Origin of the sequence: Arthrobacter sp. StoSoilB13 (assembly GCF_019977255.1) — a bacterium.
Lineage (GTDB): Bacteria > Actinomycetota > Actinomycetes > Actinomycetales > Micrococcaceae > Arthrobacter.
Window position 1 is genome coordinate 2,163,849 of the sequence record NZ_AP024647.1, and the last position, 20,749, is coordinate 2,184,597.

18 protein-coding genes and 1 pseudogene are annotated in these 20,749 nt (G+C 62.9%); 10 read left to right on the forward strand and 9 right to left on the reverse strand.

What is annotated here, in order from left to right; translation table 11 throughout:
- The first annotated feature begins 176 nt into the window (after positions 1–176).
- Entirely contained in the window at positions 177–341 is a 165-nt protein-coding gene (locus LDP01_RS10095) for a hypothetical protein (RefSeq protein WP_224091194.1), read from the forward strand.
- Between the two features lie 266 nt (positions 342–607).
- Here the strand turns inward: LDP01_RS10095 and LDP01_RS10100 are convergent, their stop codons facing one another.
- Genes LDP01_RS10100 through ssd form a run of 4 tightly spaced genes read right to left on the reverse strand, consistent with a single transcriptional unit; the run spans position 608 to position 4,417 of the window.
- Entirely contained in the window at positions 608–1,198 is a 591-nt protein-coding gene (locus tag LDP01_RS10100) for a type II secretion system F family protein (RefSeq protein ID WP_224088838.1), read from the reverse strand.
- A complete protein-coding gene (locus LDP01_RS10105) occupies positions 1,195–2,010 on the reverse strand; it encodes a type II secretion system F family protein (protein ID WP_224088840.1) in 816 nt (271 codons plus the stop codon). The genes LDP01_RS10100 and LDP01_RS10105 overlap by 4 nt, the downstream gene beginning before the upstream one ends.
- Positions 2,007–3,302 carry a TadA family conjugal transfer-associated ATPase gene (locus LDP01_RS10110; protein WP_224088842.1) on the reverse strand — a complete coding sequence of 432 codons (1,296 nt, stop codon included), beginning with the start codon at positions 3,300–3,302 and terminating at the stop codon, positions 2,007–2,009. Before LDP01_RS10110 ends, LDP01_RS10105 begins: the two co-directional genes overlap by 4 nt.
- Positions 3,299–4,417 carry a septum site-determining protein Ssd gene (gene ssd, locus LDP01_RS10115; protein ID WP_224088844.1) on the reverse strand — a complete coding sequence of 373 codons (1,119 nt, stop codon included), beginning with the start codon at positions 4,415–4,417 and terminating at the stop codon, positions 3,299–3,301. The genes LDP01_RS10110 and ssd overlap by 4 nt, the downstream gene beginning before the upstream one ends.
- 124 nt (positions 4,418–4,541) lie before the next feature.
- Here ssd and LDP01_RS10120 point away from each other — a divergent pair.
- The 3 genes and pseudogenes from LDP01_RS10120 (at position 4,542) to LDP01_RS10130 (ending at position 7,601) form a co-directional block, all read left to right on the forward strand.
- Positions 4,542–6,234, forward strand: a pseudogene (locus tag LDP01_RS10120) (bifunctional 3'-5' exonuclease/DNA polymerase).
- Positions 6,235–6,277: 43 nt separating this feature from the next.
- Positions 6,278–7,177 (forward strand): CHAD domain-containing protein, encoded by a 900-nt coding sequence (locus LDP01_RS10125; RefSeq protein ID WP_224088846.1) that lies wholly within the window; start codon positions 6,278–6,280, stop codon positions 7,175–7,177.
- A 223-nt stretch (positions 7,178–7,400) separates the two neighbouring features.
- Positions 7,401–7,601: a YegP family protein gene (locus LDP01_RS10130; protein WP_223934443.1), complete on the forward strand. Its 201-nt coding sequence runs from the start codon at positions 7,401–7,403 to the stop codon at positions 7,599–7,601.
- 21 nt (positions 7,602–7,622) lie between these two features.
- On the opposite strand, the gene LDP01_RS10135 is transcribed toward LDP01_RS10130, so the two are convergent.
- Genes LDP01_RS10135 through LDP01_RS10145 form a run of 3 tightly spaced genes read right to left on the reverse strand, consistent with a single transcriptional unit; the run spans position 7,623 to position 10,523 of the window.
- The gene (locus tag LDP01_RS10135; protein ID WP_224088848.1) at positions 7,623–8,300 is read right to left on the reverse strand and encodes an NUDIX hydrolase; all 678 of its coding nucleotides are present in this window, start codon (positions 8,298–8,300) and stop codon (positions 7,623–7,625) included.
- Positions 8,297–9,091, reverse strand: coding sequence for an endonuclease III (nth, locus tag LDP01_RS10140; protein ID WP_224088849.1), 795 nt, complete (start codon positions 9,089–9,091; stop codon positions 8,297–8,299). The genes LDP01_RS10135 and nth overlap by 4 nt, the downstream gene beginning before the upstream one ends.
- A gap of 10 nt (positions 9,092–9,101) precedes the next feature.
- On the reverse strand, positions 9,102–10,523 hold the full coding sequence (locus LDP01_RS10145) for a hypothetical protein (protein ID WP_224088850.1): 1,422 nt from the start codon (positions 10,521–10,523) through the stop codon (positions 9,102–9,104).
- A 438-nt stretch (positions 10,524–10,961) separates the two neighbouring features.
- Between LDP01_RS10145 and acs the strand changes: the two genes are divergently transcribed.
- From acs to LDP01_RS10165, 4 genes are all read left to right on the forward strand, one after another.
- A complete protein-coding gene (acs, locus tag LDP01_RS10150; RefSeq protein ID WP_224091157.1) occupies positions 10,962–13,019 on the forward strand; it encodes an acetate--CoA ligase in 2,058 nt (685 codons plus the stop codon).
- 179 nt (positions 13,020–13,198) lie between these two features.
- Positions 13,199–13,996, forward strand: coding sequence for a DeoR/GlpR family DNA-binding transcription regulator (locus tag LDP01_RS10155; RefSeq protein WP_216927051.1), 798 nt, complete (start codon positions 13,199–13,201; stop codon positions 13,994–13,996).
- A gap of 87 nt (positions 13,997–14,083) precedes the next feature.
- Positions 14,084–14,833, forward strand: coding sequence for an ABC transporter ATP-binding protein (locus tag LDP01_RS10160; RefSeq protein ID WP_224088851.1), 750 nt, complete (start codon positions 14,084–14,086; stop codon positions 14,831–14,833).
- Positions 14,826–16,205 carry an FtsX-like permease family protein gene (locus tag LDP01_RS10165; RefSeq protein WP_224088852.1) on the forward strand — a complete coding sequence of 460 codons (1,380 nt, stop codon included), beginning with the start codon at positions 14,826–14,828 and terminating at the stop codon, positions 16,203–16,205. Before LDP01_RS10160 ends, LDP01_RS10165 begins: the two co-directional genes overlap by 8 nt.
- Positions 16,206–16,387: 182 nt before the next feature.
- Here LDP01_RS10165 and LDP01_RS10170 read toward each other — a convergent pair whose 3' ends face one another.
- Both LDP01_RS10170 and LDP01_RS10175 read right to left on the reverse strand, forming a co-directional pair.
- The gene (locus LDP01_RS10170; RefSeq protein ID WP_224088853.1) at positions 16,388–17,407 is read right to left on the reverse strand and encodes a LacI family DNA-binding transcriptional regulator; all 1,020 of its coding nucleotides are present in this window, start codon (positions 17,405–17,407) and stop codon (positions 16,388–16,390) included.
- Positions 17,408–17,421: 14 nt separating this feature from the next.
- Positions 17,422–18,621, reverse strand: coding sequence for a Gfo/Idh/MocA family protein (locus LDP01_RS10175; RefSeq protein ID WP_224088854.1), 1,200 nt, complete (start codon positions 18,619–18,621; stop codon positions 17,422–17,424).
- A 203-nt stretch (positions 18,622–18,824) separates the two neighbouring features.
- Between LDP01_RS10175 and LDP01_RS10180 the strand changes: the two genes are divergently transcribed.
- Entirely contained in the window at positions 18,825–19,787 is a 963-nt protein-coding gene (locus LDP01_RS10180; RefSeq protein ID WP_224088855.1) for a carbohydrate ABC transporter permease, read from the forward strand.
- Between the two features lie 9 nt (positions 19,788–19,796).
- Positions 19,797–20,723, forward strand: a complete 927-nt coding sequence (locus tag LDP01_RS10185) for a carbohydrate ABC transporter permease (RefSeq protein ID WP_224088856.1) — start codon at positions 19,797–19,799, stop codon at positions 20,721–20,723.
- Positions 20,724–20,749: the final 26 nt, after the last annotated feature.

Sequence of the window (20,749 nt, forward strand, 5' to 3'; positions counted from 1 at the left end):
TGGCTTAGAGTGTTCTGCCTTGTCTGGCTGAAAGTGGTCTGCTTGGGGCTGTTCGGCTTCGAGCTGGCCTGTCGGCGGATTCCGCTGGGTGTACGCCAGCGCAGGTAGTTGGTCCGATTGCTGGTCCAAGCTGTCCCAACCCGTTGGTTGTCCAACCGCGGGATTGCGGTCTGGCCGTGAGGTTCTACTGGGTTGAACAGCTCGATCCCCAACTGCTCCATCCCACGCCGGTCAATTCCACGCCGGTCAATCCCATTCTGTTCAATCCCGAACTGCACACCCGCGCGGTTGCCACTCTTGTTTTGTGGCGCCTCATCCTGACCGCTGCCATTTCCCACTGATGCAACACCCGCCGGAGTTGGCGTCAGCGCACGCGAACCGTTCCGTCGCCCGGAGCGCCGGGCGGGGAGGGTGCTCGAGGGAGTTTCCATAGTGTGTTCCTTTCAAATGATCCGGCAGGTCTGCCGGGTGACATCGACTCTTCCCTGACTCGGGCCGCCCCTGAAGCCCCTGGTTCATCCAAGTGGATAAAGACCCGCTGGGACTGGTTGTGGAGGAAGAGAGAGGCCTGTCGAGGAAGAGACGCGCATGCGCTGATGCCCTTCCCTTATCCAGCCGGGAGCATGGCAATGAGGACGGGCACGATTCCCAGGCAAATGAAGGCCGGCAAGGAACAAAGGCCCAGGGGAACCACAAGCTTCACTCCCAGGGCGGCAGCTCGCTTCTCAGCGGCCCGGAATTGCTCGCGGCGTTCCCTAGCTGCTTGGGCGTAAAGAATGGAAGCCGAGGGCGCACCGGTCAATGCGGCGAAAGACAGAGCATCCTTCAAGCGCGCTACCTCGGGCTGACGCCGCGTAGGGTTTCGCCAGGCAGCCTCCCAGTCGGCCCCAATGGCCAGCGCAGCGACGACGGGACGGAGATCCTGGCTGATTTTCGGTGCGGCACAAAGGGAAATCAGTTCCAGTGCCCGCCCGATTCCGGCACCTGCATCCAGCATGGAAGCTACGAGTTCCAGCATCATCGCCGTGTCGCGAAGCCCGTCCCCGGCAGTGGCGGCCTCCGGTTGAAGGCTGGGGTCGTCCTTGGAGTTGGGGTCCTCGGCCAAACTTGCGTACATCCGGTTTCGAAGACCTGCCGGCCTGGCGAATCCCACAAACGCTGCCAGAGCCAGTACAGCCACGAGCGCAGACAGCATCATGTGGCCCCTACCGCTGAAGCGACGAGTCGGGAGGACCACACACGCCCTGCCACGGTCAGCAGAAGGCCACTGACCAGAGTGGCCACTCCGAGGATATTACCCAGCAGGATTCCCAACGGGTCCACTCCGAGGGCCATCCCCAGTACCAAGCCAAGGACCGGGAGCCAGGACAACAGCCTCACAGTGGCTTTGGGTCCAGCGAGGGCAGTTTGACGCGCTGCTTCAGAATCCTCCTCAGCCTCGAGCTGTGCTGCGAACCGGGTGAGGAGCTCTGCGAGTGGACAGCCGCTGGTTTCGGCTACATCGAGGCATGCAGCCAATTCCATCCAGATGCGGCGTTCTGTGCTTCCCCGGCCGGGATAGACCTTCGCGGAGGTGTTGCGAATGGCCTCTGCTGGGGAGTTTCCAATGGTTGAGGCTGCCCGCGCTGAAGCCAGCACCCTGGCCGATTCCACTGAGATTCCCGGGGTCGGACGGTGGGTTGTAGTCCTCGCCTGGGCCTCCAAACCCTGTCCCGAGCCGTGGACGAGCCATAATTCTTCCCAAAGCTGCGATTGTCCGCGTCCTCCTCGCAGGAGTGCAGCGAGCTGCTGCACCAGCACCACCAGGGAGAGGGGTTCTACCTTAGTCCGCCAGAGCCGGCGCCACGGCCTTTTGCCCGCTCCTGGTGTTGCGTGCTCTTTCCGAACACCGGTCCCGCTCAGGGGTGGGGGCTTGGCCAGTCTCGCCCGCATTCGGCGACTGCCTGCCTGGGGCGGCTTGAGCTGGAGCAATGCCGCCAACGCCAGTGCTAGAACCAGGGTGGGGATCACAAGTCCAGGCCCGTCACTGCGGGCACGTCCGAGCCGACGGTCAGGCCCTGTAAAGATAAGTCCGCCTCCCCGGATAGTCCAGGAGCAAGCCGTAAACTCAGCTCCGCCCACGCTGGTCCATGCACCAGGCCTTCGGGGCTCCATTGCAGTGCAGTCACTACTCGTTGGCCATGCAAGGAGTCACTCAGCAGACCGATCGAGCCTACTTTCCGGCCCGAAGGCGTCCGTTCCACATGAATCACAACGTCCAATGCACTTGAGACCTGCAGCCTTACGGCCTCGGCGTTCAACCCTGCGAGCGCGCCGAGGGCTGTCAGTCGTGCCGGAACTGCTTCCGCCGTGTTGGCGTGGATCGTTCCTCCACCGCCTGTATGACCGGTATTGAGCGCGGTGAGCAACTCGCGGACTTCGGCGCCGCGGCACTCCCCCACAATGAGCCGGTCCGGACGCATACGAAGGGCTTGACGTACCAACTCGCCAAGATCCATCGCTCCACCTCCCTCAAGGTTTCCATGGCGCGATTCGAGCGTGAGTACGTGCGGGTGGACTGGGTTGAGTTCGGCGGCATCCTCGATCAATACCAATCGTTCGGACGGGTGGCACAGCCCAAGCATGGTGGACAGGAGTGTGGTCTTCCCTGATCCCGTGGCACCGCTGACCAGGAAGCTGAGGCGCCGTTCCACAATCGCGCGGAGTAGAGCCTCGATGTGGTGATCGAACATGCCACCTTCGCGCAGTTCAGCCATTGTGAAGGTTTCTTCGCGTCGAATTCGAATCGATAACAGAGTCCCGGCGGTTGATATCGGCGCCAGAACTGCATGCACGCGATAGCCGCCTTTGAGCCTGACATCTACGCAGGGAGAGCCGTCGTCCAGCCGTCGACCACCTGCAGAGACCAGCCTTGCGGCCAGCGCCCTGACTTGCTGTTCAGAATCGAAATGCACCGGGGACCGTTCCAGGCCGCGTCCCCGGTCGAGCCAGACGGACTGGGGGCCATTGACGAAGATGTCTGTGACCGAGGGATCGTGCGCAAGCTGCTGCAGGGGCCCCAGGCCATTCAATTCAGCATTGATGGATTCTGCGGCTTCCAGCGCTCCGGCGGTACCCAACAGTTTGCCGCTGGCCTGTACGGCGGCCGCAACAGTGGAGGGTGTTACTGGCCCGTTTCCCGAGAGGACAGACTCCCGTACGGTTTCAAGAAGGACTGAGTCCAACCGACGGCTGTGACTCCGGCGGCCCGCGGTGAAGGGTGCCCGGGTGAAGGTTTGCGCGCTTCTGTCCTGACGGGTCATTCAACCATGCCGTTCAATTCCAGCACGCCCCGGGCAAACCGGTTCACGGACTTGCGACGCCCCAGATCAAGGAGCCGACCGAGTTCGGTCCCTGCGGCTGCTCCTCGAATCTCCGGAAGAATCCCCAACAGCGGCAGTCCCAACGATTCGGCAATGAGTTGCGCATCAACGGCAGAAGGGCCACCACCCCGAACCACCAATCCCGTATCCAGGGGTGGCAACTCATTGAGGATGCGTGCTGCGGCAACAGCCGGTTTCAGGTGGGCTGTGGTCATCAACAGGATCCTCTCGCAGTCCCACGCAAAGGTTCGCAGGCAGTCCTCACTTCGGCCAATGTCCACCACCACGAGTTCGAAACTACGTCGCGCGGCATCCAGGACAGCGGCCACAGAACCGGCATCCGGTGTTGTGAACGCTTCACGTGTGCCCGGCCAGGACAGGAACGCGAAGCCGCCGGCCACCGGCAGGGAGTCCCTGAATTGGATAGGATCAATGCTTCCCCGCGTTTCGGCGAAGTCCGGCCAGCGCAGGCCAGCCAACTCTTGAACGGTGATTGCCAGTTCCAGGCCGCCGCCCCGGGGATCTCCGTCCATCAGGATGGTGCTGACGCCGTGGCCCGCCGCTGCCTGGGCAAGCCAAATTGCTGTGGTGGAGGCTCCAGCCCCGCCGCAGCCGCCCACAATCCCGACAACAAACCCGACAGGTTCCGGCGAAGCGGACACACTCAAGTACTCGGCCAACCAGTTTGCGGCCTCGGGCAGGACAGCTACGCGCTCTGCGCCCAGGGCAGCAGCCAGCCGCCACAAACCATCGCCCTCAACAGACCTGCCCAGTAACACAGTGGGCGCCTGTCTTCGAGGCGGCAACTCGCGGATGTCGCTGCCCACCAGGACGACGTCGGCCCCATCCCAGCCATGCATTGCGGCTCCGACGTCGGCAGCCAACTGGAGGCTGCCACCTGCGGCAGCGACGATTCTTCGCGCCTCCTCCTGAAGATAGGCGTCGCCGGTGACGAGGAGGATATCGGCAGCTTCCCCCGGCATCCAGGAATCGTCCGCAGCCTGCCCCGGGAGTTCGTTGCCGGACCGTCTGTGCCCAAGATGTCGCTTGCTCATGAAGCCACTTTCCCGGCGTCGAACCCTGGAACATAAGCTCTCAAACGCCCCATGTGGACAAACCGGCCCAAACAAGGGGTGTGGAGGAACAGTTGGTGTATTCCCACAGGGCAGAATGGAAACCATGTATTTGCTGCTCGCCGCCCATCCGGACGGCGCAGCCATACAAAGAGTCTCTCCCACGGGGAAGGCCACCACCGACCCCCGCGTCGTCACGCGAGGTGAGTTGCCCGGCGTCGTTAGTGAACTGGAAAGCCAGCGGCCCCGCTGGGTGTGGCATCGCGCGCAGGACTTCTACCCGGAGCTCCTGAGGAACGGCGTGAAGCTGGAACGCTGCCACGACCTCGTTCTCTGCGGAGCTATCCTGGCGCACTCCTCTTTCACGGCGCACACAGACTACGCAAAGAACGCAGAAAAGCTGACGCAGGACGACGATTCAACGCCGCCCCGGGCACTGCAGCCCCCACCCCCGCCCGCCGATCAAGGTGCACTCTTTGACGACTTCACCCCGACGTCCAAAAGTCCGGGGCTGGCTGAACTGCGGGAACAGTTTGCTGCGCAACAGCACGCGATCGCCCAGGTCCCCGCAGACGACCAACGAAAGCAACGCCTGCAATTGCTGCTCGCGGCCGAGTCCGCCTGTGCAATCGTTGCGGTGGAAATGCAGCACGCCGGTGTTCCATGGCGGGAAGAGGTGCACGAGCAAATCCTTGCCGACGTCCTGGGGCCTCGTCCGCCACTTGGCCACAGGCCCCCGGCACTTGAGATGCTGTGCAACGAGCTACGGGAGATCCTCACATCACCAGGGCTGAACCCGGACTCCCCTCAGGACCTTATGCGGGCCCTTCATCGGAACGGAATCGAAGTCAAAAGCACCCGGCAATGGGAGCTTCAGGAGTCCAAACATCCTGCGATCCAGCCTCTGCTTGCGTACAAGAAGCTCTCCCGCCTGCACACCGCGAATGGTTGGGCCTGGCTGGATGCCTGGGTCCAGGATGGCCGGTTCCATCCCGAGTACGTGGTGGGAGGCGTGGTGTCCGGAAGATGGGCCTCACGCGGCGGAGGTGCCTTGCAGATTCCCCGAAATATCCGGGCCGCAGTCCGTGCGGACCCTGGCCACAAGCTCATCGTCGCCGATGCCTCCCAACTGGAACCCCGCGTCCTTGTAGCGCTCGCCCAGGACACAAAAATGGCCGAGGCCGCACGCGACAAGGACCTTTACGCAGGCATAGCAGCACAAGGGTTCGGCGGGGATCGGTCCAAGGCGAAGGTTGCGCTCCTCGGCGCCATTTACGGCGCCACCACCGGTGAATCGGGCAGGCTCATGCCGCAACTGGCACGGACGTATCCGCGAGCGGTGGGCTTTGTGGAGCAAGCAGCCAGGGAAGGCGAGGCAGGCAGGACCGTCACCACTCGTTTGGGACGAAGCAGCCCACCCCCGTCCCAGGGCTGGTTGCGGAGCCAACAGTCCACCACGGCCGAGGAGCAGCGGCGGGGCCGACAACCTGGCGCGCTCTCGTGGCCGCTTCACGCGAAACTTCGTGGTCCAGGGTTCGGCCGCGGAATGGGCTTCCTGCTGGTTGGCGGAATTACGACGACGGCTGCGGGCCTTGGATGCCGAAGGCTTACCCTCAGGGGAACTCGTCTTCTTCCTCCACGACGAAGTAATGGTCCATGCCCAGGAAGAAGCCGTAGAAGCCTGTATCCAGGCGATCGAGGAGTCCGCAAACGCAGCGAAAGAGCTGATGTTCGGCCGGATTCCGGTCGAATTCCCGGTGAGTGTCGCCGTCGTCGATTCTTACGACAAAGCGAAGTAGGCGCCCGCTTGTCCGCCCCGGCTGTCCGGGGGAAACTGGCCACGTGGGTTCGGACGTGCGTGATTCCGTGGATTCGTACATCGCTTTACAACTTGCTGAGCTGGAGGGCTGCTTGCCGTTGGTTGGCGCTGCTGACCAGGAGGCGGTCCACGGTGCCCGGCTGGCCCTTCGGCGGCTCCGTTCTGTCCTTTCCTGCTACAAATCCGTTCTCCCTGACGTCCCTGAGGCCACGGGCCGGGACGTCCGGTGGCTGGCTCGCTCGCTCGGCGAAGCCCGCGACGCATACGTTCTGTCCCAGCGTACGGCGCTATGGCTGGACGCGTCAGAAGCCTGGTTGTCGCCGGAAGCACTCCATGAAGCCGTGAATCAGCTCCTGGCCGGCAGCAACGAAATGGCTACCCGCATCGGGACCGGAAAGCGTTGGCAGGGAATCGTCCGGGCCACCCGGCAAGCCCTGCTTCCTGGAACGGCCCACTCGGCGGCACGGGAGATTGACAACCATCCCAGTCTCCTCGAGGTTGCAGAACTCCTGCAGCCGCGTTGGGAGACGGTCCAAAAGAGCTTGGACAGTACGAAACGAAGCCTGGAAGCGGAAAACGGGCATCCTGATGAAGCGGAACGCAACGAAGTGCTCCACGGCGCGCGAAAGGACATCAAAGTATTGCGGTATTCCGTGGAGGCTGTGGCCCAGGTCCTGGGTGCGGGCGCCACGGCGATCATCCAACCATCGATGGTCCTGCAGCGTCTCCTCGGGGAACAACACGACAGCGTGGCTGGCCAGGCGTGGATTAAAAGCCTCGCAGAAATGCCCGGTGTAGAGCCCCTGGATGTCGAGGCCCTTCAAAGCATGGAACTGCGTCGGCTCGTCGAGACCGAGGCCAGCCTCCATGCAGCGTTGCACAGCTCTCCTATCCCCGAGCCTCGCCGAATGCTGCCAAGTTGATCATTTCGCCCGTTCGCCGTCGACGGAGTAGAGAGCGGCCCAGATTAGCTGCCACCCTCAGAACAAGCCAGTCACATTCCGCAGTGTGATGGTGCATGACAATTCCATGACCAGTACCGCCAAGTAACTTCCTTTCCCGCCGGCTTCTGGATACGTTCTCTAGGTGGGACCGGCACACCGGCCCACGACTGTTGCAAGGAAGCATCAAGGGGGACAGCACAAAATGGCTGGCAGGTTCGAAATTCTCAAAGACAGCGACGGCTCGTACCGGTTTCGCCTTACAGCGGCGGACGGAACGGTTGTAGCGGAGTCACCAACGTTCAAACATCTCAAAGGCGTGGTGGACGGCATTAATGCAGTGCGTGAAAACGCCGCAACAGGGCTGATCGTAGACCGCTCGACGGCGAACCGACGGGCAGCCTGAACGGCGCCTGCGGTGGAGCTGCTAAAGCTCGATCTCGTACAGCTTCTCCTGGTCCCAGGGGACCGTCCATCCCAGTTCGTCGAACAAACCGCTGAGTACCATCCCGGTAAAGCCCCAGACCACGACGCCGTTGACCGTAAAACCCGGACTCCTGAAAGTCCGGCCGAAGCGGGAAAGAGTGGCGGTTACCCGGTTGACGGGGTCCAGGAGATCCCGGACCGGTACCCGGAACACCTGGGCGGACTCAGCGTAATCGACCACGCGAACGGGTGATGGCGAGTCCCACCAGGCAAGTACGGGTGTCACCCGGAAATTGCTGCGGATCAGCCCGAGCTCGGGGATGACGCCCAGCACCTTCACCCCACTGACGTCCAGCCCGGTCTCTTCCACAGCCTCACGCAAGGCGGCGGACACGACGGAATCATCCTCCGGATCCACACTCCCGCCCGGAAACGCTACCTGGCCTGGATGGTCGTCCAGGGTGTGCGCCCGTTCAAGCAGGAGGACGTCGAGGTCCGCTGGCGCAAAGGGGCGTCCGGATTCTGCCGGGATGTTGTCCAGCACACCAAAGAGCATCAGCACGGCTGCGGCGCGATTGGTTTCCGGCGTGACGGGCAACTGCGACCAATGGGAAGAATGCTGCTGCTCGCCGGCTTCAAAGCGCGCCACTAACGTGGCAAGGTCCTCAAACGCGGTCACCCGGGCCTCCTCTGTGATTCCATCCGGATCTCCGCCGCCCTGTGCGTCTCGGCGAGCAACTTCTCCAACAGGGCCTCGTTGCCGGGCGCGAGCTCGTACTTCAACAACTTTGCAGCCTTAACAGGGTCCGTCTCGCCGTCGCCATAGCTGGGACAGAGGCTGGCGACCGGACACGCTCCACAGGCCGGTTTCTTAGCGTGGCATATCCTCCGGCCGTGGAAGACCACGCGATGCGAAAGCATGGTCCAGTCGCGTGGCTCAAAGAGCTCAGCGACGTCGAATTCGATCTTCACGGGATCATCGGATACCGTCCACCCGAAACGGCGTGCGAGCCTCCCGAAGTGCGTATCAACAGTAATTCCGGGGACACCAAAGGCGTTCCCGAGGACCACGTTGGCTGTTTTCCGCCCGACGCCCGGAAGCGTCACCAGATCCTCAAGGCGACCCGGAACCTCGCCGTCGTACTCGTCCACTAACCGGGTACTAAGAGCCAGGACGTTCCTGGCTTTTGCCCTAAAGAAACCAGTGGGCTGCAGGATCGATTCCAGCTCAGCAGGGTCCGCCTCCGCCAAGGCACGGGCGTCAGGGTAGCGGGCAAACAGGATCTTGGTGACCTGGTTGACCAGCACGTCCGTAGTCTGGGCTGAGAGGACCGTAGCCACCACAAGCTCAAACGGGTTCCGGAAATCCAGCTCGGCGTGAGCATAAGGGTATTTGTCTGCCAGGATCCTGTTGATCTTCCGTGCCCGCCGTTTCAGGGCGAGCAGGGAACCAGCTTCAGCGATGGCCACAGCGTCGGTCTCAGCCGCGTTCGATATTGCTGAGCTCCCGCAGGACCCCAACTTTGCCATCGGTGTCCTGAACCAGGAATTCGTCGCCACGGTCCTCGAGCGCGAGAACCCAACCGCCCGGCTCAATGGTGAAGGCCGGAGCACCTGTCCGTTCGTCATAGGCAGTTCGGGGCTGGGCTACGGCAAACCAGAAGGCTTCATATGCAGGAGAGGACCCGGAGTCATCAGGTCGGCTGGACGGATCCACGGTGGCACCAATGGAGTCGCTCACGGAACGGGTATTCGAGGACACGATAGGCGTGGCCATGGTGGCAGCCCATCCGCGGTCATTGCCGGGCGTCTGGGAGGCCGGTTGCTGGGCAGCGGGCTGCTGGGCAGCCGGTTGCTGGGCGTGCTGGGTAGTGGCCGGTGCCTGTGTCGGCGACTGCGGTTCTCCCGAGTTTCCTACGACCGGGTTTTCCACGACCGGGTTTTCCACGACCGGGTTTTCCACGACCGGGTTTTCCACGACGACGTCGGGCTCGGCCGGTGAAGGCTCTGCCGGTGACGCCTGGGCGGCCGACCCGGATCCAGCCGGGGCTGCGGCGGTTGGGGCGGCAGCTTGAGCTTCCGTAGCGGGCGCAGCATCAGCCGAATGCACGACGGCGGGCCCACCAGTTGGGGCCGGAGCAGCGGGGCCGGAGATGGCTGGCGGAGCGTAGGGGCTCGCACCGGCTGGGGGAGCATACGGATGGGAACCGGCAGAACCTGCACTCTGTGCCTGATACCCCGTTGCTTGGGAGCCCGGCGTCGAGAGACCGCTGGCCTGCTTCGGCGCTTTGGGTTCCTTGGGAGGCTTCGGGGCAGCGGGTTTACGGGTGGGAATCGCTGCCTGGCGGGCAACAATGTGGGCCGGCGTTTCAGCGCGGCCCTTGAAATCAGCGGACAGCAATGGCAGATGCGGGGCCAGAACGGTGGCCGCCAGCAGCCCCAGGGAACCCACGAGGCCCAGCAGGACACTGCCGTTGAAGGATTGGGCGATCGTTAGGAAGAACAGCGCAACGGCGAATGCAGCGGTCACGGAAGCGAACTGGTCAATCGACAGCGAACCGACGCGGACAATGGTCCCGGGCTGCAGCCGACGCGCAACGAAAAGCGCCACAACCACTACCGGCAGGATGATTCCCAGGAGCAGGAAGAAAAGGTTGTCCAGGTTCCACAGGTTGAAGCGGCCACCGAACATGGGCAGCAGCGAGGCGATGAACATCAGGAGTACAGAACCGAAAACCGTGAGGTCACGAATGGTGAAAGGGCCGGCAACCGCCTCGTATTTGGTGGGTGCGCCTGAGGCGGACTTCGCAGCAGTGGTGGTACCGGCGTCGTTCGCCTTTCCAGCCGCGGTGTCCGGTCCCGTTGGGTGTGAGTCGTGCGGGCCTGGGCTCAGCTGGTTCATCTATTTCTCCTTCGTACGGCGGCGCCTTGGACAGTCCGGACCGGTATTTTCCGCAGGGTTTCCGCGGAAAACCGGGCACACCTGACGATGCGTCCCAAGACTTATTCAGCCTATGCCACGCCACTGACAGTCTTCTAGCTGAAATCGGCCACGCTGCGCCGTCCACAGGAAACTCCAAGGTTCCTTACAAACAAGCGTTGCCAATCGTCGTCATGTAAACGTTTCCTGACAGCCAAAACAGCCATTCGTCGCCGAATCCGTACCGCTCGCTGACCCATTTGTGACCACGCACACGTAGGACCTCCCGAAGCGATAATGTTGAAGACGGACAGCACTCTGCGGATCCTCCGCGGGACGCACTACAACGGCTCACGGCTGGAGTGCGGACTTAGCCGGCGGCGTCCGCGCAGCAAAGATCGATGAATGATGAGGTTCACCATGTCCCAGGACACCACCGGATCCACGACCACCGCTGCAGCGTCGACGCCGCAGAACGGTCGGGCACCGCACGTCGAGGCTCTCGAGAATTTGCTCCACGAGAACCGTAAGTTCCCGCCATCACCTGAGTTTGCCGCGAACGCCGTGGCTACTGCCGATGAGTATAAAGAGGCCGAAGCGGACCGTCCCGCGTTTTGGGCCAAGCAGGCCCGTGAGCTGTTGAGCTGGGACAAAGACTTCGGCGAGCCTTTGGATTGGTCGGATCCGCCGTTCGCCAAGTGGTTCGTTGGCGGTGAGGTTAACGCTGCCTACAACGCGCTGGACCGCCATGTGGAGAACGGCTTGGGAGACCGCGTTGCCATCTACTTCGAAGGCGAGCCCGGCGATACGCGCACGTACACCTATGCGGAGCTGACCGAAGAGGTCAAGAAGGCAGCGAACGCGTTCGAATCCCTCGGCGTGGCCAAGGGCGACCGCGTGGCCGTCTATTTGCCGATGATCCCCGAGGCCGTCATCACGCTCCTGGCCTGCGCCCGGATCGGTGCCGTGCACTCCGTGGTGTTCGGCGGCTTCTCCGCTGACGCGCTCCGGTCCCGGATCGAGGACGCCGAAGCCAAGCTCGTGGTCACCGCGGACGGCACCTACCGCCGCGGCAAGCCCAGCCCCTTGAAGCCAGCCGTGGACGAAGCACTCAGCTCCATGGAAAACACCGGCGGGCACTCTGTGAACAACGTCGTCGTGGTCAAGCGCAATGGCGAGGACGTCAACTGGGTGGAAGGCCGCGACCTCTGGTGGAGCGACACCGTTGACAAGGCCGCGACCGAGCACACCGCCGTCGGGCATGACTCCGAACATCCGCTGTTCATCCTGTACACCTCCGGTACCACCGGCAAGCCCAAGGGCATCCTGCACACCACCGGCGGTTACCTCACGCAGACCGCGTACACGCACAAGGCTGTGTTCGATCTCCACCCTGAAACGGATGTGTACTGGTGCACCGCCGACGTCGGATGGGTCACCGGCCACTCGTACGTCGCCTACGCGCCGCTGATCAACGGCGCCACCCAGGTCATGTATGAAGGCACCCCGGACTCCCCGCACCAGGGCCGCTGGTGGGAAATCGTGGAGAAGTACAAAGTCTCCATCCTGTACACCGCCCCTACGGCCATCCGCACGTTCATGAAGTGGGGACGGGAGATCCCGGGCAAGTACGATCTGTCCTCCATCCGCGTCCTGGGCTCCGTGGGCGAACCCATCAACCCCGAAGCGTGGATGTGGTACCGCGAAGTCATCGGCGGAAACGCCGGCAAGAACGGCGAAAAGAAGGAACACCCCGCCCCGATCGTGGACACCTGGTGGCAGACCGAAACCGGCGCGCAGATGATCGCCCCGCTGCCCGGCGTCACCGCCACAAAGCCCGGCTCCGCACAGGTTCCGCTGCCCGGCATCGCCGTGGACGTGGTGGACGAAACCGGCGAGTCCGTGGCCAACGGCGAAGGCGGCTACCTCGTGGTCCGCGAACCCTGGCCCTCAATGCTTCGCGGCATCTGGGGCGATCCGGAGCGCTTCAAAGACACCTACTGGTCCCGTTTCGACACCATGTACTTCGCCGGCGATGGCGCCAAGAAGGACGAAGACGGCGACGTCTGGCTCCTGGGTCGCGTGGACGATGTCATGAACGTCTCCGGCCACCGCCTCTCCACCACGGAGATCGAGTCCGCCCTCGTCTCGCACCCCTCCGTCGCTGAAGCCGCCGTGGTTGGTGCCGCCGATGAGACCACCGGGCAGGCGATCGTCGCGTTCGTCATCCTCCGCGGTGACGCCGTCAACAACGGTGAAGAGACCATCCTGGAACTCCGCAACCACGTGGGCAAGGAAATCGGCCCGATCGCCAAACCCAAGCAGTTGCTGATCGTGCCGGAACTGCCGAAAACCCGCTCGGGCAAGATCGTCCGCCGCCTCCTGAAGGACATCGCAGAAGGCCGCGACACCGGCGACGCCACCACTCTGGCAGACCCGGGCATCATGACCCAGATCGCGGAATCGCTGCGTAAGTAGCGTCCCTGGGTCCCACTCGTCGACGGCGCCGCTCCCCTCCCACGGTGAGCGGCGCCGTCGTGCGTTCAAAAGGATCGTGACGGCGCCGCGACGGCATTTGCCACCCCGCAGCAGCGTCGCGTCCTAGACTGGAGCCAGAATCAGCCTCATGTTTGATGAGGCTCTCCAGAAAGGCCCTGATGCTTCAGGCAGCACGCCACTCCGCCATCATCGATGCCGTCCAGCGCGAGCGCGTTGTGCGGGTATCGGACCTCGCCCAGCTGTTGGGGGTCTCTCCCATGACCGTGAGGCGCGATATCGAAGCCCTCGAGGAAACCGGCCGGGTGGAACGCATCCACGGCGGCGCCAAACTTCCCGGCGATGCCAGCACCCACGAGCCCGGCTTTGAGCTCAAGTCCACACAGCTGACCGCGGAAAAGCATGCCATTGCGGTCGAGGCCGCCTCGCTGGTCCACGAAGGCATGGCGATCGGGCTCAGCGCAGGAACCACCACATGGGCGTTGGCGCAGGAGCTCGTCCATGGTCCCCGGATCACAGTTGTCACCAACTCCGTGCGGATTGCCGATCTCTTCCATCATGGGTCTTCATCAGGGCCGGCCCGGTTCGGCTCCACCGTCATCCTGATTGGCGGCGAGCGCACGCCGTCGGACGCGTTGGTGGGGCCGATTGCGACGTCCTCGCTCAAGCAGCTTCATCTGGATGTCCTGTTCCTTGGTGTCCATGGCATGGACGCACAAGCCGGTTTCACCACCCCCAACCTGCTCGAGGCCGAAACGGACCGGGCGTTCATGGCATCAGCCCGCAGCACTGTGGTCCTGGCCGACTACAGCAAGTGGGGCGTAGTGGGCATAGCCTCCATAGCCCAGTTGGAAGAAGCCGACGAGCTCATCACCGATTCGAACCTGGGTGAGGATGCCCGCCGCGTACTCGCCGAGAATGTTGCAAAGCTGAGAATCGCGGACGTCCAGGCCAAGTAGGCTCTCATACCGCGGGTGGAGGCCTGCCCGGGGAGTTCAACCAGTGGGCTGACGCCGAGGGATGGGGCCTTTGGGGATGCTGGATTCATGAACGCCATCCTCCACGCCCAGCAACTCACCAAGCACTACCCCGGCAACATCGCCCTCGACCACGTGGACTTCGCCGCAATCGCGGGTGAATCCATTGCAATCGTTGGGCCGTCGGGTTCCGGTAAGACCACCCTTCTGCACTGCCTGGCCGGGATTTTGAAGCCCGACGCCGGTACGGTCACCTTGAGCTCGGCGGCCGGACCGATCCGGTTGGATTCCCTCGGAGATGGGGCGCTTTCGCGTCTCCGCCGGGAGGAATTCGGTTTCGTCTTCCAGCAGGGCATGCTGCTCCAGGAACTGACCGCCCTTGAGAACGTGGCTTTGGCGCTGATGCTGAACGGCACCGATCGGACTACCTCCGAGGCCCGTGCCGCGGAGTGGCTGGCGGCCCTTGGCCTGGCCGGCATGGAACAGCGCAGGCTCGGTGAATTGTCCGGCGGGCAGGTCCAGCGGGTGGCCATCGCCCGGGCCCAGGTCACAGGGGCACGCATCGTCTTCGCCGACGAACCCACAGGTGCCCTGGACTCCGCTACCTCAAGTGAAGTTCTGGACGTGTTGCTTCAATCCGTCGCATCCAATGCCCGAACACTGCTGGTGGTCACGCACGATCCCAACGTGGCAGCACGCTGCCAGCGCGTCGTTGAGCTGCGTGACGGCCGAATCGTAGCGGACACTGGCTGTGCTGTTGCCGCTCCCAGCCAGCCGGTTCCTGCCGCTACTGACTTCAAGGGTGCGTTCAATGTCTAGCCTTGCCCTTGCCCTTCGCCTCGCCCCGTACCTTTCCCGGGGCAGCAGCCTTCGTCAAACCGGGCTGCACCAAACCAAACTGCGCGACGCCGGGTTGCCTGTTCTCGCGTTCGGCACCGTCACGGCACTTCTCTTAACGGTGGCCGGCGGTTCCCAAGTTTTTTGGTCCTGGTCTGATGACATCGCGGGCACCTACCAGGCGCTGGCCGTCGTCGCCATGGTTTTGCTCGTTATTCCGCTGCTGACGCTCGGTGCCTCTGCAGCGCGACTCGCCGCCCGTCGTCGTGATGACCGCTTGGCCTCCCTTCGCCTCTTGGGCGCCAGCAGTGCCACGGTCATGTGGATGACGATCATGGAGTCAACAATCCTGGCGGCAATCGGGGCCGTGGCGGGCGCGGGACTGTACGCCTGCGCGGCGCCGTTCCTCGGGCTGATCCAGTTCCGTGGACAGGCGATCGGCAGCCATGCCTGGTTGTCCGTGCCGTCCATCCTGGCCTGTATCCTGGCGGTTTGCGTGCTTGCCGGAGCGAGCGCTGCGCTTGGCCTGCGGAAGGTGGTACTGACGCCGCTGGGCGTGCGGACCAGGCAAACGGCCGACGGCGCCCACTGGGTCCGCGGTGTCATCGCGGCTGTGGTGGTGGTGTTCGGAGTTGTGGCCATGGGCATGCTCAGCAGCTTGGGCGCGTTTCTGGTGATCATCGCCGTCATGGGCAGCTGCTTCGGACTGGCGCTGCTTGCACTGAATCTGATGGGGCCGTGGGTGTTACGGCTGCAGGCGTCGTCGCAGCTCAAGAGGGCAAGGCGTCCCGAACAACTGCTCGCTGCCCGCACGGTCCTGGAAAGTCCCAAGGAATCGTGGCGACAAGTTGGGGGCGTCGCGATGACCAGTTTTGTGGGAGTGTTCGTGGGCGTCGGCATGGCGGTCGCGGACACGATGGGCGGCAGCACGTCGGATGAAACCACGCTGCTGGTGCGTGATATCAACACCGGCGTGATGATCACCCTGCTGGGCTCATTCCTGATGGTGGCCTGTTCCTCGGGCGTGAACCAGGCCGCTGCCGTGCTCGACCGCGCCTCCACCCTCGTCGCCCTGGACCGGGTTGGGATGCCGCAGAAACTTATGGTGGCTGCACGCGTCAGGGCAGTGATGTCGCCGTTGCTCCTGGTGGCGGGCATCTCTGCGGCCGCAGCAGCAGCGTTGGTTCTCCCACTGGCGGGTCCTGCCTTGTTGACCCGGCCTGTGGTGTTCCTGACCGTCGGTGGAGTTTTTGCGGCCGGTTTCCTGTTGGTCCGGCTCGCGCTGGCCGCGGGCACGGCGCAGATCAGCCAAGTACTCGCCCGGCCCGAACGCTACGCCAACATGGACTCGTAACCCCCGGATGCTCTCTCACATCGGAGGTCTTTCTGACGGACGCTCTCTCACATCGGGACGCTTTTTGACCGACGCTCTCTCACATCGACCGGCAGGAAGTGAGAGAACATCCGCCCTCCAGACGGCAGGAAGTGAGAGAACATCCGCACCAACACGGCAGGATGTGAGAGAACGTTGGAAGCTTACTTGCAGCCGCAGGACTGGCGCACGATCAATTCGGTGGGCAGGATGCTGTGCTGCAGTGCCTCTCCCCGGCCCTCCCCAACGAGCGCCTGAACAGCGGCTTCAGCCATGGCTTCAACGGGCTGCGCCACAGTGGTCAACGCCGGCCAACTGTATTCGGAATCAAGGGAACCGTCGAAGGACACCAAGGCAATGTCATCAGGCACCCGAACGCCCGCCTCATGGAGGGCGCGGAGGATTCCGATGGCTTGCATGTCGTTGCTGGCGAAAATTGCCGTGGGTCGGTTGGCCATGGCGAGGAAGCGCTTGCCTACTTCGTAGCCTCCCGGCCTGCTGAACTCGCCATGAAGCATGGGGCCATCCGGCAGTCCAGCGTCGCGCAAAGTTCGTAGCCAGCCCACTTCACGCCCGTCGAGCTGGTTACCTGTGTTGGTTCCTATGGCCAGGCCAATGTTTGTGTGGCCGTGGCCTATGAGGTGCTCGACGGCGGCCCGGGCGCCTGCTTCGAGGTCCACACCTACACTGGTGAACCCTGGCGGCGAACCGGCATTGTTCAGCAACACCGACGGGATTTCCGAGGCTTCAAGGTCGGTCAGGTCGGGATCGAACACACAGCTGGCCAGGAACACTCCGTCCACTTGCCGTGCGGCAAGGTTGCGGATGTTTTGGCGCTCTTTGGCCAGGCTGCCGCCGGAGTTGGTGAGGACCATGCCGTAGCCAAGTTCTGCCGCAGCATCTTCAACAGCGTGGGCGAGCTGCGAGAAAAAGGGGTTGGTGTTGTCGGGAACAATCACGCCCACGGTTTCGCTTGAGCCGAGCTTCAGAGCCCGCGCTGCAGCGTTGGGACGGTAGCCGAGGATACGGATGGCATCGCGCACTTTGGCTTCCGTCGCCGGGGCCACGTTCTTGGGCCCGCCGTTTACAACATAGCTCACGACGGCGGTACTCACCCCGGCGTACCGGGCCACGTCCTTGCGTGTAACCGGTCCGCGCGGGGTTTGTACTGCCGAAGTTGTCATGAGGTAAATGCTAGCTACAAGGAGGGAGCGTCGCCGAAGTCGCGGATAGGAAGGCGTTCGCCACCGCGGAGGGCGGATTCGTGGGCGACGATGCCGGGCAAGGTGAACCGGGCCGCAACCCAGGCGTTCACGGGCGGCAAGGTCCGGTTGTTGACCGCAGTGACAAAATCGTCCACCAGGAATTGGTGGCTGCCTTCGTGTCCGTTGGGCGCTCCGAGGAATTCTTCCGGAAGCCGTGATTGGTCGTGCACGGGTGCCAGGCCTGAGATGAAGGCATCCCGCAGTTCGGGTGCGACGTCAGCCAGGGACGGGTCATCCGCGGACATGGTCGGTTTCGTCTCCACCTGCTCAGACACGTCTTGCACAGAAGATTTGTCCTGCCACACCGTGGTGGTTGCGAGCTGCTCGAAACTGGCTTCCGTGCCAAAAAAGCGGAAACGGGATTCGCGTAGATGCGAGGGATAGCCGACCCTTCGCATCTCGTTGGTGCGCATCGCACCGCCGTCGTTCATTTCGAACAAGGCCGTAGCATTCGAGAAGTCGTTGGCGAACATGCTGATGTCCTTATCAAAGACGCCATCGCCGCGATCGTCCTTGACCCCAATACAACTGACGCTGACGGCGTGGGCTGGCACTGCGCCGAGGACGCCGCCGATGGCGTGGGTCGGGTACAGCATGGGCGGGTAGCTCGCCGTTTCCTTCCACCGTTCGCCACCGCTGTACTGGTAGGCCTCGTAGAAACCCAGGTCCATGTCGTGGACGTAGTCGCCTTCGGTGTAGAAGATCCGGCCAAACTTCCCTGCGGCATGCTGTTGGCGGGCGAAGACTGTTGCAGGGTTGTAGTAGCTGGTCTCCCCCATGGCGTAAACAAGCTTGGTGTCGCGCACGGCTTGGATGATCCGTTCGATTTCGGCTTCGGAGATCGCCATCGGCACGGCGGAGTACACGTGCTTGCCGGCGCGCAGCGCCCGCTCGACGAGGGGTCCGTGAGTCCACCGTTGCGTGAAGATGGCGACAGCATCGACGTCGGACTCCAGGAGTTCTTCAAAACTTCCCAACACGCCATCAAGGCCCCAGCGTTCCTGAGCCGCCGTAGCTCGCTCCGGTAGTTCATCCACCACGTAGACGGCACTGACGCCGGGGTGGAGCTTGAAGAGGTGCGCGAACTGGCTGCCGAATTGCCCGACACCTAGAACACCGATCGAAAACGTCATCGTTTGCCTTCCCTGAAGCTGACTCGGCAGCAGTTTGTTGTGACCTTTAGTGGGTTCGCTTGAGTCTTCCATTGCGATCTACTCGAGTCAACAGATTGGACATAAACGAACAAAAAATCCCAAAAAGGGTTGCACAAGCTAAATCTACTCGTGTAGATTCTATCCCAGTTGTTATTCACATCACAGCTAGGAAAGGGTCGACGATGACCACGCTAACCAAGCAACCCGATCCGGGGCTCTCCGTCCCCAGCGGGCCCCGAAAGTCACGGAAACGGGGAAAACCGTCCGACGGCTTCCGCGGCATCGGGGACCTGAAGGTCGCTCTCTTCTTCATCGCTCCCGCGATGGTCGGATTGATCCTCTTCTACCTCGTGCCGACCATCCGGGGCATCTACCTGAGCTTCACCGAGTACAGCATCCTGGGTGACCCGGAATGGATTGGTGCCAGGAATTACGAACGCATAGCCAAGGATCCGCTGTTCTGGAACGCCCTGGGCGTCACCTCTGAATACGTCGTGATCAACATTGTCCTTCAGACGGCGTTGGCCCTGGGCCTGGCAATCCTGATGCACCGGGTGGCAAAGTCCACACTTATCCGCGGTGCACTCCTGATGCCCTATCTGATGGCCAACGTCATCGCGGCCCTGCTGTGGTTCTGGATGCTTGACTACCAGATCGGAATCATCAATCAGGTCATCGAATGGACCGGGCTGCCTCGGGTGGCCTTCTTCGGCAGCGAGCAATGGGCCATCCCCACCCAGGCACTCATCAATACCTGGCGGCACATGGGCTACACAGCACTACTGATCTTCGCCGGCCTGCAGGCCATCCCCAACAGCGTCTACGAGGCTGCAAGCATCGACGGTTCCAAGGCCGTGAGCACTTTCTGGCGGATCACTCTGCCGCTGCTGCGCCCGGTCTTGGTGCTTGTCCTCGTTGTGACCGTGATCGGTTCCTTCCAGGTCTTCGACACCGTTGCCGTCACCACCGCTGGCGGACCTGTCAACGCGACCCGCGTGCTGCAGTTCTACATCTACCAGCGCGCGTTCAACGAACAGGACTTCGGCTACGGATCCGCCCTGGCCGTCATCCTCTTCCTCATCCTCGCCATCGTTGCCTTCATCCAAATGAAGTTCCTCCGCGGCAACCAGTCTGACCTGGACTAAGGACACGCCATGACCACTCTTGCCTCCCACAAGAACGGCGCCCGCCGTCGTCCTTCCAGCCGCCCCTTCAACTGGCGCCGCGCCATCGCCTTGACCCTTCTCGCCGTTGCCATCGCCGTGAGCATCCTGCCCTTCTACTGGGTGCTTCGCACGGCCCTGTCCTCCAATGGATCCCTCGCAGCGAACTCCGGCAACTTGTTGCCGGCCGACTTCAACCTAGGCGCGTTCAAGCGGGTCTTCGGCCTCCAAAGTGCCTCCGAAGCCATCGCAGAAGGCGGCTCCGGTGCCTCGATCAACTTCTGGCAGTACCTGTGGAATTCGTTGCTCTTCTCCGGCATCACCACAGCCTGCGCCGTGTTCTTCAGCTCGATGGCCGCCTATGCCTTCTCCCGGCTGCGATGGAAGGGCCGCGACGCCGTCTTCTCCCTGTTCCTTGCGACCATGCTCGTCCCGCCGATCTTTACCGCCCTGCCCAACTTCCTGCTCATCAAGAACCTGGGCCTGTTGAATTCCATGCTCGGGCTCGTGCTGCCTTACCTGTTCATGACCCCGTTCGCGATCTTCTTCATGCGCCAGTTCTTCCTGAACATGTCCCGGGAAGTCGAAGAGGCGGCCATGCTCGACGGCGCCAAGCACTGGCGGATCTTCTTCCAGATCATCATGCCCAACGCGGCCGCACCGATCGCGACCCTGGCACTGCTGACCTTCATGGGCCAGTGGAATGAATACTTCTGGCCCCTGCTCGTGGGCACCTCCGAAGAATCCCGGGTGCTCACCGTGGGTCTGGGAGTCTTCAAATCCCAGTCCCCGCAAGGCGCACCGGACTGGTCCGGGCTCATGGCCGCAACGCTCGTGTCCGCCACGCCCGTGCTGATCCTCTTCGCCATCTTCGGCAAACGGATTGTCAACTCCATCGGCTTCAACGGCACCAAATAGCTTTCTCCACCGCACTCCCGCGGCAC

What these genes read in the sequence shown, in the direction of transcription:
- LDP01_RS10100 (WP_224088838.1), bottom strand. Translation starts at nt 1,198, where the DNA reads ATGATGCTGTCTGCGCTCGTGGCTGTACTGGCTCTGGCAGCGTTTGTG.
- LDP01_RS10110 (WP_224088842.1), bottom strand. Translation starts at nt 3,302, where the DNA reads ATGACCCGTCAGGACAGAAGCGCGCAAACCTTCACCCGGGCACCCTTC.
- ssd (WP_224088844.1), bottom strand. Translation starts at nt 4,417, where the DNA reads ATGAGCAAGCGACATCTTGGGCACAGACGGTCCGGCAACGAACTCCCG.
- LDP01_RS10130 (WP_223934443.1), top strand. Translation starts at nt 7,401, where the DNA reads ATGGCTGGCAGGTTCGAAATTCTCAAAGACAGCGACGGCTCGTACCGG.
- LDP01_RS10145 (WP_224088850.1), bottom strand. Translation starts at nt 10,523, where the DNA reads ATGAACCAGCTGAGCCCAGGCCCGCACGACTCACACCCAACGGGACCG.
- acs (WP_224091157.1), top strand. Translation starts at nt 10,962, where the DNA reads ATGTCCCAGGACACCACCGGATCCACGACCACCGCTGCAGCGTCGACG.
- LDP01_RS10155 (WP_216927051.1), top strand. Translation starts at nt 13,199, where the DNA reads ATGCTTCAGGCAGCACGCCACTCCGCCATCATCGATGCCGTCCAGCGC.
- LDP01_RS10160 (WP_224088851.1), top strand. Translation starts at nt 14,084, where the DNA reads ATGAACGCCATCCTCCACGCCCAGCAACTCACCAAGCACTACCCCGGC.
- LDP01_RS10165 (WP_224088852.1), top strand. Translation starts at nt 14,826, where the DNA reads ATGTCTAGCCTTGCCCTTGCCCTTCGCCTCGCCCCGTACCTTTCCCGG.
- LDP01_RS10170 (WP_224088853.1), bottom strand. Translation starts at nt 17,407, where the DNA reads ATGACAACTTCGGCAGTACAAACCCCGCGCGGACCGGTTACACGCAAG.
- LDP01_RS10175 (WP_224088854.1), bottom strand. Translation starts at nt 18,621, where the DNA reads ATGACGTTTTCGATCGGTGTTCTAGGTGTCGGGCAATTCGGCAGCCAG.
- LDP01_RS10180 (WP_224088855.1), top strand. Translation starts at nt 18,825, where the DNA reads ATGACCACGCTAACCAAGCAACCCGATCCGGGGCTCTCCGTCCCCAGC.
- LDP01_RS10185 (WP_224088856.1), top strand. Translation starts at nt 19,797, where the DNA reads ATGACCACTCTTGCCTCCCACAAGAACGGCGCCCGCCGTCGTCCTTCC.